The organism is Acinetobacter sp. A3 (assembly GCF_012371415.1).
Lineage (GTDB): Bacteria > Pseudomonadota > Gammaproteobacteria > Pseudomonadales > Moraxellaceae > Acinetobacter.
This window is the reverse complement of sequence record NZ_JAAZQW010000002.1, coordinates 1-21594: the sequence shown is the minus strand read 5'-3', so window position 1 is coordinate 21594 and position 21594 is coordinate 1. Positions and strand designations below refer to the sequence as shown.

Below are 21594 nucleotides of genomic sequence, written 5' to 3'. Positions count from 1 at the left end.
CACTGATTCACCGCATGCCACACAGTGAATCAAGTTTAAAACAGAGTTTTAACAACTTATTTTAATAATAAACTGTTAATGCGTTTCACATATTCAGCCGGGTCTTCAGGTAAACCACCTTCAGCAATCACAGCCTGATCAAAAATCACATGCGCCAAATCATCAAACTGATTTGAAGCCTGTAACTTTTGCACCAATGGATGTTCAGGATTGATTTCCAAAATTGGTTTGCTCTCAGGTACAGGCTGACCTGCATCTTTCAACATACGAATCAATTGTGGCGACAGCTCACCTTCACCTGTCACCAAACATGCAGGTGAATCCACCAAACGGGTAGTCACACGTACTTCTTTGGTTTTAGCACTTAAAGACGCAGACAATTGTTCAATCACTGGTTTAAATTGTTTCGCTGCCGCATCTAAAGCCTTTTTCTCTTCAGCATCTTGCAGATCGCCTAAATCGACCGCTCCTTTAGATACGTTTTGCAATGGCGTACCGTCAAACTCTTGGACAAAATTCATCGCCCATTCATCTACACGTTCTGCCATTAACAACACTTCAATGCCTTTTTTCTTAAATAACTCAAGTTGCGGTGAGTGTTTAGCAGCATTCAGGCTATCAGCCGTTACATAATAAATCGCTTTTTGGCCTTCTTTCATTCGCGCTTTATAATCCGCCAATGATGTACTCATTTCATCATTATTCGAGGTCGCATAACGCAATAATTTTAGAATACGCTCACGATTACCAAAGTCTTCACCCAAGCCTTCTTTTAAGACTGAACCAAACTCTTGATAGAATTGCTTGAATTTTTCTTGGTCTTTTTCATCTTCAGACTTAGCCAGGTTATCCAACATGTTCAGAACACGGCGGGTATTGCCTTCACGGATAGTTTTCACATCACGGCTTTCTTGAAGTAGTTCACGACTGACGTTTAACGGCAAATCTGCACTATCAACCACACCTTGCACAAAGCGTAGATAATTTGGAATCAGGTTATCTGCCTCATCCATAATAAAGACGCGTTTTACATATAATTTAATACCCGCTTTAGCTTCACGGGTGAAAATATTGTGTGGTGCTTTACTTGGCACATACAACAACTGGGTATATTCCGTACTGCCTTCCACACGGTTGTGGGCCCATGCCAAAGGTGCATCAAAATCGTGGCTTAAGTTTTTATAAAACTCAATATACTGTTCTTCGCTGATCTCGCTTTTACTACGCGTCCACAAGGCACTGGCCGAGTTAATCGCTTCCCATTCATCCGTTTTAACATATTGTCCAGCTTTGGGAGCTTCGCCCTCAGCAGCTTCTTCTTGCTGCCAGATTTCTTTCTGCATTTGAATTGGCAAGCTAATATGATCAGAATATTTATTCACAATCTGCTTTACTTTATAGCTTTCTAAATAATCCAATGCATCATCACGCAAATGCAAAATGATGTCCGTACCACGCTCTGCCTTATGAATTTGCTCAACATCAAATTCACCTGTACCGGCACTGCTCCAACGCACTGCCTCATCTGCAGCAAGGCCTGCACGGCGCGATTCTACGGTAATTTTATCGGCCACGATAAAACCTGAATAGAAACCCACACCAAATTGACCAATCAATTGTGCATCGGCTTTTTGATCGCCCGTTAATTTAGACATAAAGTCTTTAGTACCCGATTTTGCAATCGTGCCTAAATGATCAATCGCTTCCTGTTGGCTTAACCCAATGCCGTTATCTGAAATGGTTAAGGTTTTGTTTTCTTGATCTAGACGAATACGTACACGTAAATCAGGATCATTTTCATAATATTCAGGATGATTGATTCCCTCAAAACGTAATTTGTCACAGGCATCTGATGCGTTAGAAATAAGTTCACGCAAGAAGATTTCAGGGTTGGAATAAAGAGAATGGGTCACCAAATGTAATAATTGTGCCACTTCGGCTTGGAAACTATGTTTTTGGCTATGCTCGCTCATTCATCACTCCTTAAATTCATAAACATGGTTATTGTTGGATGTGTTAATGAATTGGAGTGATGTCCTGATTTTTCAAGCCTAAATCTAGAAAAATTTAAAAAGGTGCGCGTTGATAGAGACGATTCAGGTGCTCATTCAATTTTTGCTGACGTAGATCATACACCTGAGTTAAACATGACAGTGAACTGCCGCAACGATCACGTAATTCTAACCAGCGAAATTGCTCATCACGAATTTGTGAGCGTGTACCCATCGCAACTAAATGACTGACTATACGATAGGTGGTGGCCATTTTCACATCGGCATCATTGACCGCACGATGTTCACAAATGGCATGTTCCGTTTGTGTTTTGGCTTTCTCACAAGAAAAACTAGCTGCATGACTAAACGAACTGTGCATGAAACAGGCACAAAAAATCCAACTATATTTTATAAACATCATATTTCCTTATTCTTCATACTCTACTTTATTCTTCAAAATTTAAATGAACATTGCCTATACGCTCAATCTTTTCATTTTGCACATTTGTTATTTTTTGCAATAAAAAACCCCATCATAAAGATGGGGTTGCGCTGATTTTTATTATTATAAAGGGCTAGCAATTATTAGAATTTGTAGCTATAACCGATGGTATATACCATTGGGTCGATGTCTAAATCAAACTTCTGAACACCCAATGCTTCAGCTGTATCATCAGCTAACGTAACTTCAGGGCTCAATTGTGCATAACGTGCATCAAAGAAGACACCCCAGTTTTTCGCATCAGCTGGTTGGAAGTTAAAACCAATTTGACCTGCAAAACCAAAGTCTTCTTTTACATCTTTAGCCAAACCTTCTTCATCCCAAGCAACAAATGCTGTACCACCCACACCAATGTATGGTGTAAAACGGGTTGAGTTTTTAAAGTGATATTTAGCCGTTAAAGTTGGCGGTAAATGCTTAATTTTTGCAGCTTTATCACCATTTACCAACACATCATGGCTGATTGGTGTAGCCAATAGAAGCTCTGCAGAGATATTGTCATTAAAGAAATATTCTACAGATGGTGTAAATGCATATTCATGATCTGCTTCAGCAACAACGCCAGGAGCCACTGTTGTATCTTGAGTTGGTGCTAAAACCGAACCACCAACTTTAACTTGCCATTGACCTGCCATAGCAGAAGCAGATATCCCCATTAATGCAATTAGAGCAACTTGCTTTAACATTTTAAAACCACCTTTAGAATAAAAATCTTAACGCTTAATTAATATTAAACATGATCACTGTTAATATGCAACATATATTAAACATAATATTTTAATTATTTTATAAGCTGTTCATTATTATATAAATTTATTTTAAATAGACCAAATTACTTGGTTTTAAAACCCTAGTTAATTAATAAAGTTTATATTATTATTTCCCGACTATATTACTCAATTTTATTTAAAATTAAATTAAAATATCTATTTAAAATACATCTTATATTTATTTAAAAATTAAACAAATTTATTTTAAATTGATTAATTCACTCAGAATTTTCTATTTTTAAATCATAGAAAATCAATAAAAATTGTTAAAATTAAATAAAGAGAATTAAAATCATCTTCATTCTATTATATGAAGCTGATGACAATGAAAACAGACTATTTTGTTTAGAGATTTAAAATCGTGTATTGAGATGCAATCGGCAGATGTGAGGATGAAATTGAAGTTTATTTTTTTGTTGTTTTAACACCGTGCTGCAACGTGCCCAGCCTATTCTGAACACGTGCGCTTACGCATTTTGGTGATGATTTACAGCACCATCGCTGCAATCCAACCAAAAATGATCAATGGGATATTAAAGTGAATAAAAGTCGGTACCACACTGTCCTTCATGTGGTCGTGCTGCCCATCCATATTTAATCCTGAAGTTGGGCCTAAAGTTGAGTCTGAGGCTGGTGAACCTGCATCACCTAACGCCGCTGCTGTACCAATAATGGCAATGGTTGCTGCTGGGCTAAAGCCAAACTGTAGACACAATGGTACATAAATAATCGCTAAAATTGGTACCGTCGAAAATGACGAACCGATGCCCAGCGTAATAAGCAAACCAATCAGCAACATTAAAAAGGCTGCTAAAGCCTTGCTATTACCAATCCATTCTACAGAGGCTTCTACCAAAGCGGGTACCTGATTGGTGGCTTCAATCACCGCGGCAAAGCCTTGTGCCGCAATCATAATAAAACCAATCAATGCCATCATACGCATACCCGTAATAATGACATCATCGGCTTCTTTCCATTTAAAAATTCCTGCACAGCTTAAAATGGCAACACCCACTAAGCCCGCCAAAATCATGGAATCCGAATAGAGTTGTACGACTAGCGTTGCAATAATCGCAAATACAGCCATCCACAAGGTAAATTTAGCAATCTGAGGTTTTTCAGTACCTTGCTCATTTGTATTTGAATTTAATTCACTGGAAATACTTTGGGTACGTTCTACCAGCACATCTTGATAGTGTCTTGGCTTGCGATAGCTCACAAACAACGCGATCAATAGCCCAATGAACATCCCAAATACAGGAATAAACATTGCGGCAGGAATATCTTGATTCTGAATGGCAAAGCCATAAGGTGCACCAAAAGTATTGATGTTATGCGCCAAAATATCGTTCAGGAAGATGGCACCAAAACCTACTGGTACGAACATATAGGTTGCCACCAAACCAAATGTGAGCAAACATGCCACAGCACGACGATCTAAATTCAAGTGATTGAATACACTCAACAGCGGTGGAATCAACACAGGAATAAATGCAATATGCACAGGAATCAGGTTTTGCGAGAACACTGCTGCCAAAGCCACAGTAAAGTAAATCAGATATTTGACCCGATTCTGAACTTTGCTATTTTGACTGCCAGTTAAAGTACGAATAAGTTTATAGGCCAATAAATCGGGTAAACCTGAACGTGCTAAAGCCAATGCAAATGCACCCAAAATACCATAAGCCAGCGCGATTTTCGCACCACCACCCAAGCCATTGTTAAAGGCATCTAAAGTTCCTTGTAAGCCCAAACCAGCCAGTAAACCACCAGAAACGGCACCAATCACCAAGGCAAAAACCACAGGCACACGAGCCAGCGACAATCCAAACATGATTGTGATGGCAGCAAGAATTGCGAACATAAGAGATGTAAATTTTAAAAAGAAGCTATTTTATCAGAGATTATGAATGATGGAGTTGACCAAACATTCAACTCCGACAAATGAATTTAACGATGATCAGGTAAAAATCACTGATTTTCATGCTTATAAGCAAAGTCACGGATGGCTGTAGCAACAGCTTGTGGCTGACTAAGAATTGCCCAATGATTGGCCGCCAATTCTACTCGTTGAAAATGCTCAACCCAATGTGACATTTCATCGGCCAATTCAGGACTCACAAATTGGTCGTACTTCAATACAATTGCCTGTACAGGACAAACTGCATAACGCGGTCGTGGCTTGAGTAAGCGTGGAATAAAATTGGCGCGATACAATTGAACCCCGTGACATCCATCCTGTGCAACATGTGGATTCATAGCAATATCTGTATGACGTTCTAAACGCATGACCACGTTGCGCCATTGCTCAGGTTTAAAAAAATGCCACAGCATAGGTGCAACCATTGGCAATTGAAATGCGGCAATATACCAAGACTTACGGATTTGTTTCAGAAATTTGAGTTTGTGTTGTGCAAATTGCTTACGCATCCAGAATGCTGCATGATCTAAACATGGGCCCGAAATACTACTGTAAGATAAAATCCGCCCTTTAAATTCTAGGCTGGTCACAGCTTCCCAAGACTGAATCGAACCCCAGTCATGTGCGGCCAAATGAAATGCTCGCTGCCCCAACACGGCATTGGCCACATACATTAAATCTGTAGCCAATTGCGGTAAGCTGTAAGCACGCATAGAATGTGGTGCCGAAGACTGCCCCGCTCCGCGCACATCGTAACTCACAATATAAAAATCCTTCACCAACAGCGCAATGACCCGCTCCCAGACTTCTTGATGGTCAGGATAGCCATGCACCAAGATCAGCGCAGGTAAGTGAGGCTCACCCCAAGTTTTGACATACAGTTTTTGTCTATCTGAAGTTTCAATCCATTGTGTTTGCGCTTGCATAAACATCCTTTTTATTTTTATTGACCTTTGTTGCACTCAGCATAACAAAACATGCCATATTGATGCCTAAATTTTAGACTAATATAAGGTATCCAGACTTGAAAGATATAGTTAAAATCACATGAATCTGCTTAAAAAACTACAAAGTATTCCACTTATTTCTAAATATTTTTTAAATCGTTATGCGCCCTATCGCGGTGCGGGTATCGAAATTGATCAGATTGATTTAGCTGAATATCATGTGCGAGTCAAAATGCCGCTGACCCGAAAAAACCAAAATATTGTTGGGGTGCATTTTGGTGGCAGCCTATATTCGATGGTCGATCCTTTCTATATGCTCATTCTGATGCATCACTTGGGTTCCAAATATATAGTTTGGGATAAAGCTGCGAGCATTCAGTTTCTTGCCCCTGGTCGTAGCACGGTATATGCAGATATTCGCCTCAGCCCAGAAGAAATTAATGAAGTTAAACAACTGACCGAAAATTATGCGCCGATCACACGCCAATATAGCTTAAATATTTTGGACGAATCTGGTGTACGCATTGCCGAAGTACATAAGACGGTATATATCCGACGTAAAAAGCCCAAAGCTGTAGCAGCATAATTTTTTAACTCACAAAAAACGCAGAATCCAATGATTCTGCGTTGTGGGTAATATAATTTTAATCAAAAGACAAAAAGATCGATATCACCGACAAACTTCGCAACTCTTTTTTAGCAGGTATAGATCAGTTAAAGTATTACTGTTGATACATCAGTGGATCATAAAAATTATAAACATTGATGGTATTTAAAATTAAAGGATCATTAAAATGAAAAAAATTCTTGTGCCGATCTTTTCCCTACTTTGTTTCTATTCATCGACATCTATCCATGCTTTGGAGCCGAATACATTTACCAAAGTGCAGACTTTGAAAAATGTGGCTTATGGACCTCATCCTCAACAAGTGATGGATGTCTATTTCCCGGCCAAAGTGCTCACAGATCAAACACCTGCACCGCTCATGATGATGGTCCATGGGGGTGCTTGGAAAATAGGTGATAAAAATCATGCTGCTGTGGTCAAAAATAAGCTGAGTTACTGGAACAAGCAAAACTGGATTTTTGTGTCTATCAACTATAGATTAATTCCGGATGTGACCGTACAGCAGCAAACTCAGGATATAGCTCAAGCGCTTATTTATATCCAAAATCAGGCACCGCATTGGCATGCTGACTCAAAACGTTTGGTACTTATGGGGCATTCTGCGGGCGCACATCTGGTCAGTCTATTAACCGTTCGTCCCCATTGGCTGGCCCCTCAGCCTAAACCTTGGCGTGCTACAGTTGCTTTAGATAGCGCTGCTTATGATATAGAAAAGATTATGCAAACACGTCATGCACGTTTTTATGATCAAGCCTTTGGTGATCAGCCATCCAACTGGAAAGCTCTTTCTCCGATAGCTCAGTTGCACCAAGCTCTACCTGCATTTCTCGCTGTATGTTCAACCATCCGCGCAGATCAATCCTGTATTCAAGCTCGGCAATTTATTCAACAAGCACAGAAATTCGGGACTCAAACCCAGTTATTGCCTGTCCGACTTTCACATGCTGAAATCAACAGATCATTGGGGCAAAATAATGCCTATACTCAAGCAGTCAATCAATTTATCCAAATGCATTAATTTTTCAACTTGCATAAAAAACGCAGAATCATAAGATTCTGCGTTATATGTACTGAAGTATCAGTACTTCAGTAGGATGGCTTGTCTATTCGTCGTATTGAGAATTAACGCTTTTGCTCGATAGCTGCACCAGCACCACCACCAACAGCACCACCGATTGCAGCGCCTGCGTTACCACCTATCACTTCTTTACCTAAAATTGAACCAATCGCACCGCCAATTCCACTATAGGTTGCGTTACGGTTAGAACCATCTTGGGTTTTACTTCCAACTGCCGCACCTGCACCTGCGCCTGCTGCTGCACCAACACTACCACCTACGCTGTTACCCGCTGCGCCACCAACGGCACCACCTAATGCTGCAGCGCCAATACGCTGGTCATTAGAACTCATGCTTTCACAACCTGCCATAAACATGGTCGATACTGTGGCAATTGCCAATACACTCAATACTTTTTTCATGGTGATTACTCCCCCTCGGTCTATTCGCTCTCAGCTTAGTGCATATTGCGGTAACAACTTTGAAAAAACTGTTACCAAGCACAGTAAGATGAAGGTATTTCTGTAAAAGACTTAAGGCTGAATAGATGATTCAGCACCATCTTCTTCCAAAAGCACGACATCTCTTGTGGTTTGTCCATCTTCAGTAAAAACTGCATGAGAAATCGTTTCTTTGGTTTCAGGTGTTTTTACCTGATCCAACTTCAAAGTACGGTGAATAGGTGCTTGTCCTTGCTTATATTCCACACCTTCCGCATCAATACTTTTGACTTCTGAAAGAATCTGTCCATCTTGTTTTAGGGTTTTATTCAGCTCAATTTTTGAAGTAGGAACAATCACACCGCCCTTTTGAATCACAGGTAAACCCAACTGTTTCTCTGAAAACTGGCTTTGATCATCATCAAATACCACTTCTTTGGCTACAATATCTTTACCCTGATTACTGACTTCAAAAATTGTCGATTCCACATGACGTACAGGTGGCTCACCTGCAACTTTACGAGTCACTTCAGTTTTCAATACAGGCACAATCGCTTTATCTTTCACCACAATACTATGCGGCATTGGTGCCGCAAGAATTGGCAAGCTGATCAACATTGCCGATACACCCAATACAATACCTGTAAATTTCATGTGTTATCCCCTAGTTTTTCATCATATTTTTAAATTGTTCTGATTCCACTATAAGAAATATTCTAGTTTTATTAAAGCAAAATCTGAGTTTAAAGTGACACATAAAAAAAGACGCCCCGAGAGGCGTCTTTTAGATTCATGTATTCAGTTTGAATTACAAATCGTTGAATTCATCGCTAAATGCTTGGCTTAATGCTTGGTCGACATCAGAGAAGTCATTAACCAACGCAATTTCTGCAGCTTCAGCTTCCTGACGACGACGTTCCAAGTGATACGCCAAACCAGTACCTGCAGGAATCAAACGACCTACAACCACGTTCTCTTTCAAGCCACGTAAGTCATCTTCTTTACCTGTTACAGCTGCTTCAGTTAACACACGTGTTGTTTCCTGGAACGATGCAGCAGAAATGAACGAGTCCGTTGAAAGCGATGCTTTGGTAATACCCATCAATTGACGTTCAAACTTCGCAGGGAACTTGTTTTGTGCCAATACTGCTTGGTTTTCTTGTACCACGCGGATGTAATCCACTTGTTCGCCTTTAATGAAGCTAGTATCGCCACCATCGGTGATTTCGACTTTACGCAACATTTGACGTACGATTACTTCAATGTGCTTATCGTTGATTTTTACACCTTGTAAACGGTAAACGTCTTGAACTTCATTCACGATGTAATTCGTTAACGCGACATCACCTTTCAAGCGCAAGATGTCATGTGGGTTTTGTGGACCATCAGAAATGGTTTCACCACGGTTCACATGCTCACCTTCAAACACGTTGATGCTACGCCATTTTGGAATCAACTCTTCGTAAATCTCAGAGCCATCATCCGGTGTAATTACCAAACGGTTCTTACCTTTGGTTTCTTTACCAAAGCTCACGATACCAGACACTTCTGCAAGAATCGCATGCTCTTTAGGTTTACGTGCTTCAAACAAGTCAGCAACACGTGGTAAACCACCGGTAATATCACGAGTACGTGAAGATTCTTGTGGAACACGACCAATGACGTCACCCACACCAATGCTTTCGCCATCACGCACAGAAAGAATGGTATTTTGTGGCAAGAAGTAGAATTGTTCACCACCATCCACAGTGTCTAATACGACTGCAGGACGTAAGTCTTTACCTGACGCAGGACGTGAAGTCACTGGCAAGATTTCAACTGTGGTCATACCAGTCGCATCATCTGTTTTCGAGGTTGCAGTCACGCCATCAGCAATCTGGCTGAAACGGATTTTACCCGCAACTTCAGTTACAAGTGGATGTGTGTGCGGATCCCAAGTCGCAACGATACCGCCTGCTTCTACAGCTTCGCCATCTTTTAGCAAGATTGAGGCACCGTATGGCAGTTTATAGCGTTCGCGCTCACGACCAAGCTCATCGGCAATACCAATTTCACCTGAACGAGATACAGATACCAAGTGGCCTTTAGCGTGTTGTACAGTTTTCACGTTGTGGAAACGTACTGAACCTTTATTACGCACTTGTACGCTGTTCGCTGCAGAAGTTCGGCTTGCTGCACCACCCACGTGGAATGTACGCATGGTTAACTGAGTACCTGGCTCACCAATCGATTGAGCAGCCATAACACCTACAGATTCACCTGGGTTTACCAAGTGACCACGTGCTAGGTCACGACCATAACACTTCGCACATACACCAAAGGTCGATTCACATGACACGACTGAACGCACTTTCACTTCATCGACACCTTGCTCTTCAAGGAAGTTTGCAAGTTTTTCGTCAATGAGTGTATTACGTGGCAGAATAACTTCGTCTGAACCCGCTTTCTTCACGTCTTCAGCAGTCACACGACCCAATACACGTGTACCTAGGTTTTCAATGACATCACCACCCTGAATGAATGGAGTCATCACTAAACCACCATAGGTACCACAATCTGGCTCAGTGATCACCAAGTCTTGTGCAACGTCTACCAAACGACGTGTCAAGTAACCTGAGTTCGCTGTTTTCAATGCGGTATCGGCCAAACCTTTACGCGCACCGTGTGTTGAAATGAAGTACTGAAGTACCGTCAAACCTTCACGGAAGTTCGCTTTAATTGGGGTTTCAATGATCGAACCATCTGGTTTCGCCATCAAACCACGCATACCCGCCAACTGACGAATCTGTGCCGCACTACCACGCGCACCAGAATCCGACATCATGTAGATCGAGTTGAATGATTTTTGCTTCTCGTCTTCACCCTGTTTGTTTTTCACAGTAGTGAATGACAAGTTGTCCATCATCGCTTTAGCAACTTGGTCGTTGGTACGCGCCCAAATATCGACCACTTTGTTATAACGCTCACCTGCAGTTACGAAACCTTGCTCGAACTGTTGTTCAATTTCACGAACTTCAGTTTCTGCCTTTTCAATAATTGCTTGTTTTTGTGGCGGAATAACCATGTCTTCCATACCCACAGACACACCTGAACGTGTCGCTTGACGGAAGCCCAAGTACATCAATTGGTCGGCGAAGATAACTGTATCTTTTAGACCCAATTTACGGTAGCAAGAGTTGATTAACTTCGAGATATTCTTTTTGTTCATCTCAAGGTTAATTTGCTCAAAGCTTAAACCTTCAGGCACAACTTCCCAAAGTAAGCAACGACCTGGTGTAGTGTCGACAACAATCGTTTGTTGCTCACGCTCGCCATTTTCATTGATTACAGTTTGGTGTACACGAGCTTTTACGCGAGCGTGTAAATCTACCTGACCTGTTGCAAGCGCACGGTTTACTTCGTGAGTATCCGCAAACACCATGCCTTCACCTTTGGCATTTACAGCATCACGTGTGATGTAGTAAAGACCCAAGACCACGTCCTGAGAAGGTACGATGATTGGCTCACCGTTCGCAGGAGATAAGATGTTGTTGGTCGACATCATTAACGCACGCGCTTCTAACTGAGCTTCAAGTGTTAATGGTACGTGTACCGCCATTTGGTCACCGTCAAAGTCGGCGTTAAACGCAGCACAGACAAGCGGGTGAAGACGGATCGCTTTACCTTCAATCAGGATCGGTTCAAATGCTTGAAGGCCTAAACGGTGAAGCGTTGGCGCACGGTTCAACATCACTGGGTGTTGACGAATCACAGATGCAAGAACGTCCCAAACTTCTGGCGTTTCACGCTCAACCATTTTCTTCGCAGCTTTAATGGTAGTTGCTTGACCTGAAGCTTGTAGTTTGGCAAAGATGAACGGCTTGAATAGCTCAAGTGCCATTTTCTTCGGAAGACCACATTGGTGCAGACGTAGGTTTGGACCTACAGTAATTACCGAACGACCAGAGTAGTCAACACGCTTACCAAGTAAGTTCTGACGGAAACGACCTTGCTTACCTTTGATCATATCTGCCAAAGATTTAAGCGGGCGCTTATTAGAACCAGTAATTGCACGACCACGACGACCGTTATCTAGCAACGCATCTACTGACTCTTGTAGCATACGTTTTTCGTTACGTACGATGATGTCTGGCGCTGCAAGGTCAAGAAGACGCTTCAAACGGTTGTTACGGTTAATCACACGACGGTAAAGGTCGTTCAAGTCAGAAGTCGCGAAACGACCACCTTCAAGTGGTACAAGCGGACGAAGGTCTGGTGGAAGTACAGGCAGTACATTCATCACCATCCATTCTGGCTTGTTGTTCGACTCTTTGAACGCTTCCATCAACTTCAAACGCTTAGATGCTTTTTTCAGCTTAGTTTCTGAAGTTGTTTGTGGAATTTCTTCACGTAAACGCGCAATTTCAGCTTCAAGATCGATGTCTTTCAACAAATCTTGAACCGCTTCAGCACCCATTTTCGCTGTGAATTCATCACCATGCTCTTCTAAAGCATTGAAGTATTCTTCGTCATTGAGAAGTTGGTATTTCTCAAATGGTGTCATACCTGGGTCAGTCACCACATAAGATTCAAAATACAATACACGTTCGATATCACGTAAAGTCATGTCTAACAATAGACCAATACGGCTCGGAAGTGATTTTAAGAACCAAATGTGTGCAACTGGAGAAGCTAGTTCGATGTGACCCATACGCTCACGACGAACTTTTGCAGTCGTTACTTCTACGCCACATTTTTCACAAATGACGCCTTTGTATTTCATACGCTTGTATTTACCACACAAGCATTCGTAATCTTTTACTGGACCAAAAATTTTGGCACAGAATAAACCATCACGTTCTGGTTTGAACGTACGATAGTTAATGGTTTCTGGCTTTTTAACTTCACCGTGAGACCATGACTTAATCATTTCTGGTGACGCAAGACCAATACGGATACGATCAAACTCTACTGGAGCATGACCGTCTGAATCCGTCTTTTTGCGCATGATATCGAGCAAGTCTTTCAATTTTTTTCTCCGTGTGCTGGGCGCTTGGTTTTCACAGCCCAACTGGGTCACAAATATTGTTTTTTAACTGAATCATCCACCCTTGCCCATTTAAAACGGTGAGAAGCTTGGCTTCGCAAGGGGGATGCAATGGTTACTTAGTCACCATTTTTCAGTTCAATGTTGATACCTAAAGAACGGATCTCTTTGGTCAATACGTTAAATGATTCAGGCATGCCCGGATCCATATAATGGTTGCCATCTACAATGTTCTTATAGATGCGGGTACGACCTTCAACGTCATCCGACTTCACAGTGAGCATTTCTTGCAGCGTATAAGCAGCACCGTATGCTTCAAGTGCCCAGACTTCCATCTCACCGAAACGCTGACCACCGAATTGTGCCTTACCACCTAACGGCTGTTGCGTTACAAGTGAGTAAGAACCTGTAGAACGTGCGTGCATCTTGTCATCCACCAAGTGGTTAAGTTTGAGCATGTACATATAACCTACAGTCACAGGACGGTCGAATTTCTCGCCTGTACGTCCATCATACAATACGGTCTGACCAGAACGTGGTAATTCAGCAAGTTCAAGCAATTCTTTGATTTGACCTTCTTCAGCACCATCAAATACTGGAGTAGCCAATGGAACACCTGCACGCAAGTTACCCGCCAATACCAAGATTTCATCATCAGTTAAGCTGTCAAGATCTTCTTGCTCGCCACCCACTTTGTTATAAATCTTGTCTAGGAACGCACGTAGTTCAGCAATCTCACGTTGTTGTTTGAGCATCTTGTCAATTTGCTCACCCAAACCTTTGGCTGCCATACCCAAGTGTGTTTCAAGAATCTGACCCACGTTCATACGAGATGGTACACCTAGTGGGTTCAATACGATGTCAACAGGTACACCGTTAGCATCGTGCGGCATGTCTTCTACTGGCAAGATGTTAGATACAACACCTTTGTTACCGTGACGACCCGCCATCTTATCACCCGGTTGGATGCGACGTTTAACAGCCAAGTACACCTTAACAACTTTCAACACGCCTGTAGTGAGCTCATCGCCTGTAGAAAGTTTACGTTTCTTCTCAGCAAATTTCTCATCAATTTCAAAGCTCTTCTCTTTCAAGAAGGTTTGAATTTGCGTTAAGCGTTCAGCAATCGCTTCATCACTTGGTTGAATTTCAAGTAAATCCACTAAAGCCAAGCCTGACAACATATCTTCAGAAAGCTTGTCGCCACGTTTGGTTGTACCGCCACCGTTAGACTCTTGGCCTTTCAATAAACGGATGATACGTTCACGTGCAGCTTCTTCAAAGATTTTGTATTCTTCTTTCAAGTCTTTGCGATATGCATCTAACTGTGCTTTTTCAATTGCTTGCGCACGTTCGTCTTTTTCAAGACCATCGCGGGTAAACACTTGAACGTCAATCACTGTACCTTTAGTACCTGATGGCACGCGAAGCGATGAATCTTTAACGTCAGCCGCTTTTTCACCAAAGATTGCACGAAGCAATTTTTCTTCAGGTGTTAATTGCGTTTCACCTTTAGGTGTTACTTTACCTACAAGGATATCGCCCGCAGTCACTTCAGCACCAATATAAACAATACCTGACTCGTCTAATTTAGACAGTGCAGCTTCGCCTACGTTTGGAATATCAGCTGTGATTTCTTCAGCACCCAATTTGGTATCACGTGCAACACATGACAATTCTTGAATGTGAATCGACGTTAGACGGTCTTCTTGAAGTACACGCTCAGAAAGCAAGATCGAGTCTTCGTAGTTGTAACCATTCCAAGTCATGAACGCAACGCGCATGTTCTGACCAAGCGCAAGCTCACCGCCATCAGTCGATGGACCGTCAGCCAATACATCACCACGACCAACCTTATCACCCATCTTCACCAAAACTTTTTGGTTAATACAAGTGTTCTGGTTCGAACGCGTGTATTTGATCAGGTTGTAGATATCCACACCTGCTTCACCTGCGATCATTTCTTCTTCGTTAACACGAATCACCACACGTGACGCATCAACATATTCAATACGACCACCACGTTTCGCGATCACACATACACCTGAGTCATGCGCTACGTTGGCTTCCATACCTGTACCAACAAGTGGCTTGTCGGCAATTAAAGTTGGAACCGCTTGACGTTGCATGTTCGAACCCATCAAGGCACGGTTGGCGTCATCGTGCTCAAGGAATGGAATCAGTGATGCTGCAACAGAAACAACCTGTTGTGCAGATACGTCCATGTGCGTTACACGCTCTGGTGGCATACGCACGAAATCACCTTGGTGACGTACAGATACGAATTCTTCTGTTAAGTTGCCATCTTGGTCTACGCTTGAATCCGCTTGCGCAATAATTGTGCCGACTTCTTCAATTGCAGATAAGTATTCAACTTCTTCAGTCACACGGCCTTCAACGACTTTACGGTATGGTGTTTCCAAGAAACCAAAATTGTTGGCTTTGGCATACACAGAAAGTGAGTTAATCAAACCAATGTTTGGACCTTCAGGCGTTTCAATTGGACATACACGACCATAGTGAGTTTGGTGTACGTCACGCACCTCAAAGCCTGCGCGTTCACGTGTCAAACCACCTGGACCAAGCGCAGATACACGACGCTTATGCGTGATTTCAGACAATGGGTTGTTTTGGTCCATGAACTGAGACAATTGGCTTGAACCAAAGAATTCTTTGATTGCAGCAGCCACTGGCTTCGCGTTGATTAAATCTTGCGGAGACAAGTTGTCTGTTTCAGCTTGAGACAAACGCTCTTTAACAGCACGTTCTACACGCACTAAACCAACACGGAATTGGTTTTCTGTCATCTCACCTACTGAACGCACGCGACGGTTACCTAAGTGGTCGATGTCGTCGACTTCACCTTTACCGTTACGGATTTCAATTAAGGTTTTCAGTACGTCGGTAATGTCTTCATTTGACAAAATACCTTCAACTTCACGCGACTTCTGATCTGTACCCACTTCGTAAGGACGACCCAAACGACGGTTAAACTTCATACGACCAACTGGCGATAAATCATAACGCTCAGAAGAGAAGAACAAGTTATTGAACAGATTTTCAGCTGCTTCTTTCGTTGGTGGCTCACCTGGACGCATCACTTTGTAGATTTCTACAAGCGCATCTTCACGACCCGTTGTAGTATCTGCACGTAAAGTATCGGCAATGAAAGAACCACGGTCGATGTCATTGGTGAACAGAATATTGAACTGTTTTACGCCGCCTTCAGCAATTTTAACCATGACTTCATGGCTTAACAGCGTGTTTGCAGCAATCACTTCGCCATCACGTAAAGCAATGTCTTCTGCCGTGATGCGTTCGTACAAGTATTCATCTGGAACTGAAAGTTTTTCTAGGCCAGCAGCTTCCATTTGACGTACGTGACGCGCATTAATACGTTTACCTTGTTCAACAATCACTTTACCGTCAGCATCAGTGATGTCGAATTGCGCCATTTCGCCACGTAAGCGTTCTGGTACAAGGTCAATCTGGTAGCTACCCATGTCTAAGTAGACAGGTACTTTCTCAAAGAACAAGTCTAGGATTTGTTCGTTGCTATAACCTAATGCACGCAATACCACAGTCGCTAATAATTTACGACGACGGTCAATACGTACATACACCAAGTCTTTGGCATCGAATTCAAAGTCTAACCATGAGCCACGGTAAGGAATGATACGTGCTGAATACAACACTTTACCGCTCGAGTGGGTTTTACCTTTATCGTGGTCAAAGAACACACCTGGTGAACGGTGTAATTGAGATACGATCACACGCTCGGTACCGTTAATTACGAAAGTACCGTTATCCGTCATTAAAGGCATTTCGCCCATATAGACTTCTTGTTCACGCACATCTTTGATTGATTTTGTTTCGCGATCTTTAATGATCAAACGAATTTTTACGCGCATTGGTGCCGCATAAGTTGAGCCGCGGAGAATACACTCACGCACGTCAAACTCAGGCTTACCAAGACTATACTCAACAAATTCTAAAGCAGCATTGCCAGAATAACTTTCTATAGGAAAAACTGAACGAAATGCGGCTTGGAGACCGATATCTTCGCGGCTTTTTGGAGTTTTGCCATCTTGTAGAAATGTACGGTACGAGTCGACTTGAATCGAAAGCAAGTACGGTGCATCCATCACTTGGGGCAATTTACCAAAATTCTTACGGATCCGTTTCTTTTCGGTATATGAGTATGCCATCTGGAGTCCTCGGAAAGTAAACTAAACCCGCCTGCAGAACGGGTTTAGAAGGAATTACGCAGGCCGATATGGCCACCACTCTTTACAAATGCTGCAATTTTTAGTGGTATTAAAACGCTTAACAATATTTTCAAATATGGAAAAATATTGGTAAGCGTTTGATTATATTGATTTATATTCTTTTTGATGGTTTTTCCATCATTCAAACAAAAATCGAGCCGATAATTGTAACGCAAAAAGGCTGATGACCCAAGAGCCATCAGCCATTTTTTGGAGCCGATTGTAAAATAATCGACTCCCCTTAAGATTACTTAAGTGTAACTGTAGCACCAGCTTCTTCAAGTTTCTTCTTAAGCTCTTCACCTTCTTCTTTAGAAACAGCTTCTTTGATCACTGAAGGAGCGCCTTCAACGATGTCTTTAGCTTCTTTAAGACCAAGGCCAGTAGCTTCACGAACTGCTTTAATTACAGCAACTTTGTTCGCACCGAAAGAAGTCAACTCAACATTGAATTCTGATTGCTCTTCTGCAGCACCAGCAGCAGCGCCAGGAGCAGCAGCAACAGCTACAGCAGCAGCTGATACATTGAATTTCTCTTCAAAAGCAGAGATAAGTTCAACAAGTTCAAGAACAGTTTTTTCAGCAACTGCGTTTAAGATTTCTTCGTTAGTTAAAGCCATGAGAATAACTCCAAATGGAAATTGAATGGTGTGGAAATAAATTTCAGCTTATGCAGCTTCTGACTCGTTTTTCTCTTTGAGCGCAGTAATAAGGCGACCCAATTTCGAAATAGGAGCTTGAAGAACGTTTGCAAGCATAGTAAGCGCTTTTTCTTGGTTCGGAAGATTCGCAATTACGCTAACTTCAGCACCTTGGTAAAGTTTGCCGTCAAATGCAGCAGCTTTAAGTTCAAATGCTTTGTTTGTTTTAGCGAATTCTTCGAACAAGCGTGCAGCTGCACCCATGTCGTCTTCAGAAGTCGAGAAAGCTAAAATTGTTGGGCCAACAAGGTTGTCGTTCAAGATCGTGAATTGCGTATCTTGAAGAGCGCGTTTTGCCAAAGTATTACGTACAACACGTGTAGTAACGCCTAATTTACGCGCTTCAACACGTAGAGCCGTTAATTGCTCAACGCTTAAACCCTGATAGTCAGCAACAACAGCTGAGAACGCTTTAGAAGCAACTTCGTTTACTTCTGCTACGATCTGTTTTTTGTCTTCGATAAGAAGAGCCATTGTAAAACCTCCTAACGGTGATTTATGTACTTACACGAAGTACACTCCCAATTCGTAAATTCAAAACTGAATTTACACGCGGAGGATGAATAAATCACACCACCGCGTCTACCCAGGCTGGGATATTAAGAAAGCAGCATAAAACCACTTTCGCCTGAGGTCTTTGACGCTGATAAATTCTCATTTACCAATTCAAAGTCCGCCTGAATATCCCCTCTCCTGCTAGGAGAGGCTAGGGAGAGGTTTAACCCTCATCCCAACCTTCTCCCAGAGGAAGAAGGAGACTTTTCAGGACTTTAAAATTCTTGCTAAGTCAGACTTAGTTAGAAACGTTTTGTACATCAATAGTAAGACCAGGGCCCATAGTTGAGCTTAAAGTGATCTTTTTGATGTAAACACCTTTAGAAGTTGCAGGCTTTAACTTTTTCAAGTCAGCAACTAAAGTTTCAACGTTTGAACGAACAGCTTCAGCAGTAAAACCTACTTGGCCAATCGCAGCGTGGATGATACCCGCTTTGTCTACACGGTAACGTGCTTGACCTGCTTTTGCATTTTTAACTGCAGTTGCAACGTCAGGAGTTACAGTACCCACTTTAGGGTTTGGCATTAAGCCACGTGGACCAAGAATCGTACCTAACTTACCTACAACGCGCATTGCATCTGGAGCAGCAATTACAACATCAAAGTCAAGATTACCCGCTTGGATGCTTTCAGCTAGATCATCGAAACCAACTACGTCTGCGCCTTCAGCTTTAGCCGCTTCTGCAGCAGCACCTTGAGCGAAAACAGCTACACGTACAGTTTTACCAGTACCTGCAGGAAGAGTCGTCGCACCGCGAACAACCTGGTCAGATTTACGTGGGTCAACACCTAGGTTTACAGCAACATCCAAAGATTCTTTGAATTTTGCAGCAGGAAGGCTGTTTAATACTTCAACCGCTTCTTCCAAAGTGTAAACTTTGTTCGCTTCTACTGCAGCTGCAATAGCTTTTTGACGCTTAGTTAACTTTGCCATGTCTTATAGCTCCACATCCAAGCCCATAGAACGTGCAGAACCAGCAATGGTACGCACACGCGCGTCTAAATCAGCACCAGTTAAATCTGGCTCTTTAGTAGTCGCGATTTCTTCTAACTGAGCACGAGTCAACTTACCAACTTTGTTTTTGTTAGGTACAGCTGAACCCTTTTGAATGCCTGCAGCTTTCTTAAGAAGAATAGCAGCAGGAGGAGTTTTCATGATGAATGTGAACGACTTGTCGTTGTACACAGTGATCACTACAGGAATTGGCAAACCTGGTTCAACTTTTTGTGTAGCAGCATTGAATTCTTTACAGAATGCCATGATGTTAACACCACGTTGACCTAGTGCAGGACCAATAGGTGGAGATGGATTCGCTTTACCAGCTGGGACTTGCAGCTTGATATAGCCGTCAATCTTCTTAGCCATTTCAAATTACCTCTGGGTACAAACGCCGCTAGGCTCCCCAATATTTTCAAGTAACGATACCGTTACAACAACAATGCCCGACTCATAATAAATCGGGCGTTTTACAACCAACCTAAATTAAACTGATTTTTCGACTTGGCGAAATTCCAGCTCAACCTGTGTAGGTCGGTTAAATACATTAATCGTCAACGTTAAACGTGACTTCTCATATTGAACTTCTTCCACCACACCTTTAAAGTCTGTGAATGGACCGTCAATAACAAGTAATTCTTCTCCTGGTTCAAACATCGTTTTTGGACGAGGTGCCTCACCAGTATTGCGTACACGTGCAAGAATCGCATCAGCTTCTTTTTGCGTAATTGGCGCAGGTTTTTCCGCTGTACCACCAATGAAACCTAAAACTTTTGGACATTCTTTAACAATGTGCCAAGTTTCATCGTTCATTTCCATTTCGACCAATACATAGCCTGGAAAGAACTTACGCTCTGACTTACGTTTCTTACCATCCTTCATTTCTACCACTTCTTCGGTAGGAACAAGAACTTCACCAAAGCTATCGGCAACAGCGCTACGCTGGATTCGATCATTAAGCGAACGCATCACTTGTTTTTCATAACCTGAATAGGCATGAATAATGTACCAACGTTTCATAGCTCTTTTACCCGATAATAAACTTGATTGCCCAGCCTAACAGATAGTCAAAACACCACAACACAATTGAGGTGACCACAACAACCACGAGCACTTGCCACGATGTGGTTACTGTTTCTTGCTTAGTAGGCCAAGTGACTCGACGCAATTCAATGCGCGAATCTTTAAGCAAACGAACAAAGCCTTTGCCTTGATGGGTGGCGTATAATAAACCTAATGCCACAACGATACAAGTCAAAATTACCCCAACACGCACCCAAATATCATTTGCTGGTGCCCAATATGCCGGAAGATGTTGATTTACCATCATCGCTGCGATGAATAAAACCAAGGCAACACCCCATAGCACATAGTCTAATGGAGAACCTGATTGAACAACTTCAGCAGAATTATTTCTTTGAGGGATTGGCGCGTCGCTTAATGCGTCACGCGATTTATCATTCGACATTTTTGTACTCGTCGTAGAATTCGCGACTTATTATATGACTAGATTAGCCGACATCAAGCTTCTTTTAAAAAAAGTGGCAGGCCAGGAGGGACTCGAACCCCCAACATTCGGTTTTGGAGACCGACGCTCTACCAATTGAACTACTGACCTACAGCACAGATCGAGAGCCAAAGCTCCCGACCTGTTTTACACATTCTATAATTATGCTGTTACTTTAGCAACAACACCCGCACCTACAGTACGGCCACCTTCACGGATCGCGAAGCGTAAACCAGCGTCCATTGCGATTGGGTGGATTAATTCTACTGACATTTCTACGTT

General features: G+C 42.3%; 17 protein-coding genes, 1 tRNA gene and 1 pseudogene. 2 read left to right on the top strand and 17 right to left on the bottom strand.

Annotated elements, in window-relative coordinates; all coding sequences use genetic code 11:
• Nucleotides 1-56: 56 nt before the first annotated feature.
• The 5 genes from htpG to HHA42_RS01270 form a co-directional block, all read right to left on the bottom strand.
• Nucleotides 57-1973, bottom strand: a complete 1917-nt coding sequence (gene htpG, locus HHA42_RS01290; protein ID WP_168525155.1) for a molecular chaperone HtpG — start codon at nt 1971-1973, stop codon at nt 57-59.
• A gap of 94 nt (nt 1974-2067) precedes the next feature.
• Nucleotides 2068-2373, bottom strand: a complete 306-nt coding sequence (locus tag HHA42_RS01285) for a lysozyme inhibitor LprI family protein (protein WP_252726288.1) — start codon at nt 2371-2373, stop codon at nt 2068-2070.
• A 206-nt stretch (nt 2374-2579) separates the two neighbouring features.
• Nucleotides 2580-3182 (bottom strand): OmpW family outer membrane protein, encoded by a 603-nt coding sequence (locus HHA42_RS01280; RefSeq protein ID WP_168525151.1) that lies wholly within the window; start codon nt 3180-3182, stop codon nt 2580-2582.
• A gap of 571 nt (nt 3183-3753) precedes the next feature.
• Nucleotides 3754-5130: a Na+/H+ antiporter NhaC family protein gene (locus tag HHA42_RS01275; RefSeq protein WP_168417615.1), complete on the bottom strand. Its 1377-nt coding sequence runs from the start codon at nt 5128-5130 to the stop codon at nt 3754-3756.
• A gap of 107 nt (nt 5131-5237) precedes the next feature.
• Nucleotides 5238-6113: an alpha/beta fold hydrolase gene (locus HHA42_RS01270; RefSeq protein WP_168417616.1), complete on the bottom strand. Its 876-nt coding sequence runs from the start codon at nt 6111-6113 to the stop codon at nt 5238-5240.
• Nucleotides 6114-6234: 121 nt separating this feature from the next.
• On the opposite strand from HHA42_RS01270, the gene HHA42_RS01265 reads away from it, so the two are divergent.
• Together HHA42_RS01265 and HHA42_RS01260 are read left to right on the top strand one after the other, a co-directional pair.
• The gene (locus tag HHA42_RS01265; RefSeq protein WP_167845719.1) at nt 6235-6720 is read left to right on the top strand and encodes a DUF4442 domain-containing protein; all 486 of its coding nucleotides are present in this window, start codon (nt 6235-6237) and stop codon (nt 6718-6720) included.
• A 208-nt stretch (nt 6721-6928) separates the two neighbouring features.
• Nucleotides 6929-7780 carry an alpha/beta hydrolase gene (locus HHA42_RS01260; protein WP_168417617.1) on the top strand — a complete coding sequence of 284 codons (852 nt, stop codon included), beginning with the start codon at nt 6929-6931 and terminating at the stop codon, nt 7778-7780.
• 104 nt (nt 7781-7884) lie between these two features.
• Here the strand turns inward: HHA42_RS01260 and HHA42_RS01255 are convergent, their stop codons facing one another.
• The 12 genes and pseudogenes from HHA42_RS01255 to HHA42_RS01200 form a co-directional block, all read right to left on the bottom strand.
• Nucleotides 7885-8241: a DNA transfer protein p32 gene (locus HHA42_RS01255; RefSeq protein WP_168417618.1), complete on the bottom strand. Its 357-nt coding sequence runs from the start codon at nt 8239-8241 to the stop codon at nt 7885-7887.
• 111 nt (nt 8242-8352) lie between these two features.
• Nucleotides 8353-8913: a hypothetical protein gene (locus HHA42_RS01250; RefSeq protein ID WP_168417619.1), complete on the bottom strand. Its 561-nt coding sequence runs from the start codon at nt 8911-8913 to the stop codon at nt 8353-8355.
• A gap of 154 nt (nt 8914-9067) precedes the next feature.
• Nucleotides 9068-13267, bottom strand: coding sequence for a DNA-directed RNA polymerase subunit beta' (rpoC, locus tag HHA42_RS01245; RefSeq protein ID WP_168417620.1), 4200 nt, complete (start codon nt 13265-13267; stop codon nt 9068-9070).
• A gap of 137 nt (nt 13268-13404) precedes the next feature.
• The gene (rpoB, locus tag HHA42_RS01240) at nt 13405-17493 is read right to left on the bottom strand and encodes a DNA-directed RNA polymerase subunit beta (protein WP_168417621.1); all 4089 of its coding nucleotides are present in this window, start codon (nt 17491-17493) and stop codon (nt 13405-13407) included.
• Nucleotides 17494-17800: 307 nt separating this feature from the next.
• The gene (gene rplL / locus HHA42_RS01235) at nt 17801-18172 is read right to left on the bottom strand and encodes a 50S ribosomal protein L7/L12 (protein WP_168417622.1); all 372 of its coding nucleotides are present in this window, start codon (nt 18170-18172) and stop codon (nt 17801-17803) included.
• A gap of 48 nt (nt 18173-18220) precedes the next feature.
• On the bottom strand, nt 18221-18727 hold the full coding sequence (gene rplJ / locus HHA42_RS01230; protein ID WP_019836123.1) for a 50S ribosomal protein L10: 507 nt from the start codon (nt 18725-18727) through the stop codon (nt 18221-18223).
• A 319-nt stretch (nt 18728-19046) separates the two neighbouring features.
• Nucleotides 19047-19742 carry a 50S ribosomal protein L1 gene (gene rplA / locus HHA42_RS01225; protein WP_168461829.1) on the bottom strand — a complete coding sequence of 232 codons (696 nt, stop codon included), beginning with the start codon at nt 19740-19742 and terminating at the stop codon, nt 19047-19049.
• A gap of 3 nt (nt 19743-19745) precedes the next feature.
• On the bottom strand, nt 19746-20174 hold the full coding sequence (gene rplK, locus HHA42_RS01220) for a 50S ribosomal protein L11 (RefSeq protein ID WP_168417625.1): 429 nt from the start codon (nt 20172-20174) through the stop codon (nt 19746-19748).
• Between the two features lie 117 nt (nt 20175-20291).
• Nucleotides 20292-20825 carry a transcription termination/antitermination protein NusG gene (nusG, locus tag HHA42_RS01215; RefSeq protein WP_004975770.1) on the bottom strand — a complete coding sequence of 178 codons (534 nt, stop codon included), beginning with the start codon at nt 20823-20825 and terminating at the stop codon, nt 20292-20294.
• A 7-nt stretch (nt 20826-20832) separates the two neighbouring features.
• Nucleotides 20833-21273, bottom strand: a complete 441-nt coding sequence (gene secE / locus HHA42_RS01210) for a preprotein translocase subunit SecE (RefSeq protein WP_168417626.1) — start codon at nt 21271-21273, stop codon at nt 20833-20835.
• 74 nt (nt 21274-21347) lie between these two features.
• Nucleotides 21348-21423 (bottom strand) — tRNA-Trp (locus tag HHA42_RS01205).
• A gap of 51 nt (nt 21424-21474) precedes the next feature.
• Nucleotides 21475-21594: pseudogene (locus HHA42_RS01200) on the bottom strand (elongation factor Tu); the annotation flags it as partial.

Bases quoted from the DNA above. Each gene is read 5' to 3' on its own strand.
- HHA42_RS01270 (WP_168417616.1), bottom strand. From the start codon at position 6,113: ATGCAAGCGCAAACACAATGGATTGAAACTTCAGATAGACAAAAACTG.
- nusG (WP_004975770.1), bottom strand. From the start codon at position 20,825: ATGAAACGTTGGTACATTATTCATGCCTATTCAGGTTATGAAAAACAA.
- rplA (WP_168461829.1), bottom strand. From the start codon at position 19,742: ATGGCAAAGTTAACTAAGCGTCAAAAAGCTATTGCAGCTGCAGTAGAA.
- rpoB (WP_168417621.1), bottom strand. From the start codon at position 17,493: ATGGCATACTCATATACCGAAAAGAAACGGATCCGTAAGAATTTTGGT.
- secE (WP_168417626.1), bottom strand. From the start codon at position 21,273: ATGTCGAATGATAAATCGCGTGACGCATTAAGCGACGCGCCAATCCCT.
- HHA42_RS01285 (WP_252726288.1), bottom strand. From the start codon at position 2,373: ATGCACAGTTCGTTTAGTCATGCAGCTAGTTTTTCTTGTGAGAAAGCC.
- HHA42_RS01265 (WP_167845719.1), top strand. From the start codon at position 6,235: ATGAATCTGCTTAAAAAACTACAAAGTATTCCACTTATTTCTAAATAT.
- HHA42_RS01250 (WP_168417619.1), bottom strand. From the start codon at position 8,913: ATGAAATTTACAGGTATTGTATTGGGTGTATCGGCAATGTTGATCAGC.
- rplK (WP_168417625.1), bottom strand. From the start codon at position 20,174: ATGGCTAAGAAGATTGACGGCTATATCAAGCTGCAAGTCCCAGCTGGT.
- rplL (WP_168417622.1), bottom strand. From the start codon at position 18,172: ATGGCTTTAACTAACGAAGAAATCTTAAACGCAGTTGCTGAAAAAACT.
- HHA42_RS01260 (WP_168417617.1), top strand. From the start codon at position 6,929: ATGAAAAAAATTCTTGTGCCGATCTTTTCCCTACTTTGTTTCTATTCA.
- HHA42_RS01275 (WP_168417615.1), bottom strand. From the start codon at position 5,130: ATGTTCGCAATTCTTGCTGCCATCACAATCATGTTTGGATTGTCGCTG.
- HHA42_RS01280 (WP_168525151.1), bottom strand. From the start codon at position 3,182: ATGTTAAAGCAAGTTGCTCTAATTGCATTAATGGGGATATCTGCTTCT.
- rplJ (WP_019836123.1), bottom strand. From the start codon at position 18,727: ATGGCTCTTCTTATCGAAGACAAAAAACAGATCGTAGCAGAAGTAAAC.
- htpG (WP_168525155.1), bottom strand. From the start codon at position 1,973: ATGAGCGAGCATAGCCAAAAACATAGTTTCCAAGCCGAAGTGGCACAA.
- HHA42_RS01255 (WP_168417618.1), bottom strand. From the start codon at position 8,241: ATGAAAAAAGTATTGAGTGTATTGGCAATTGCCACAGTATCGACCATG.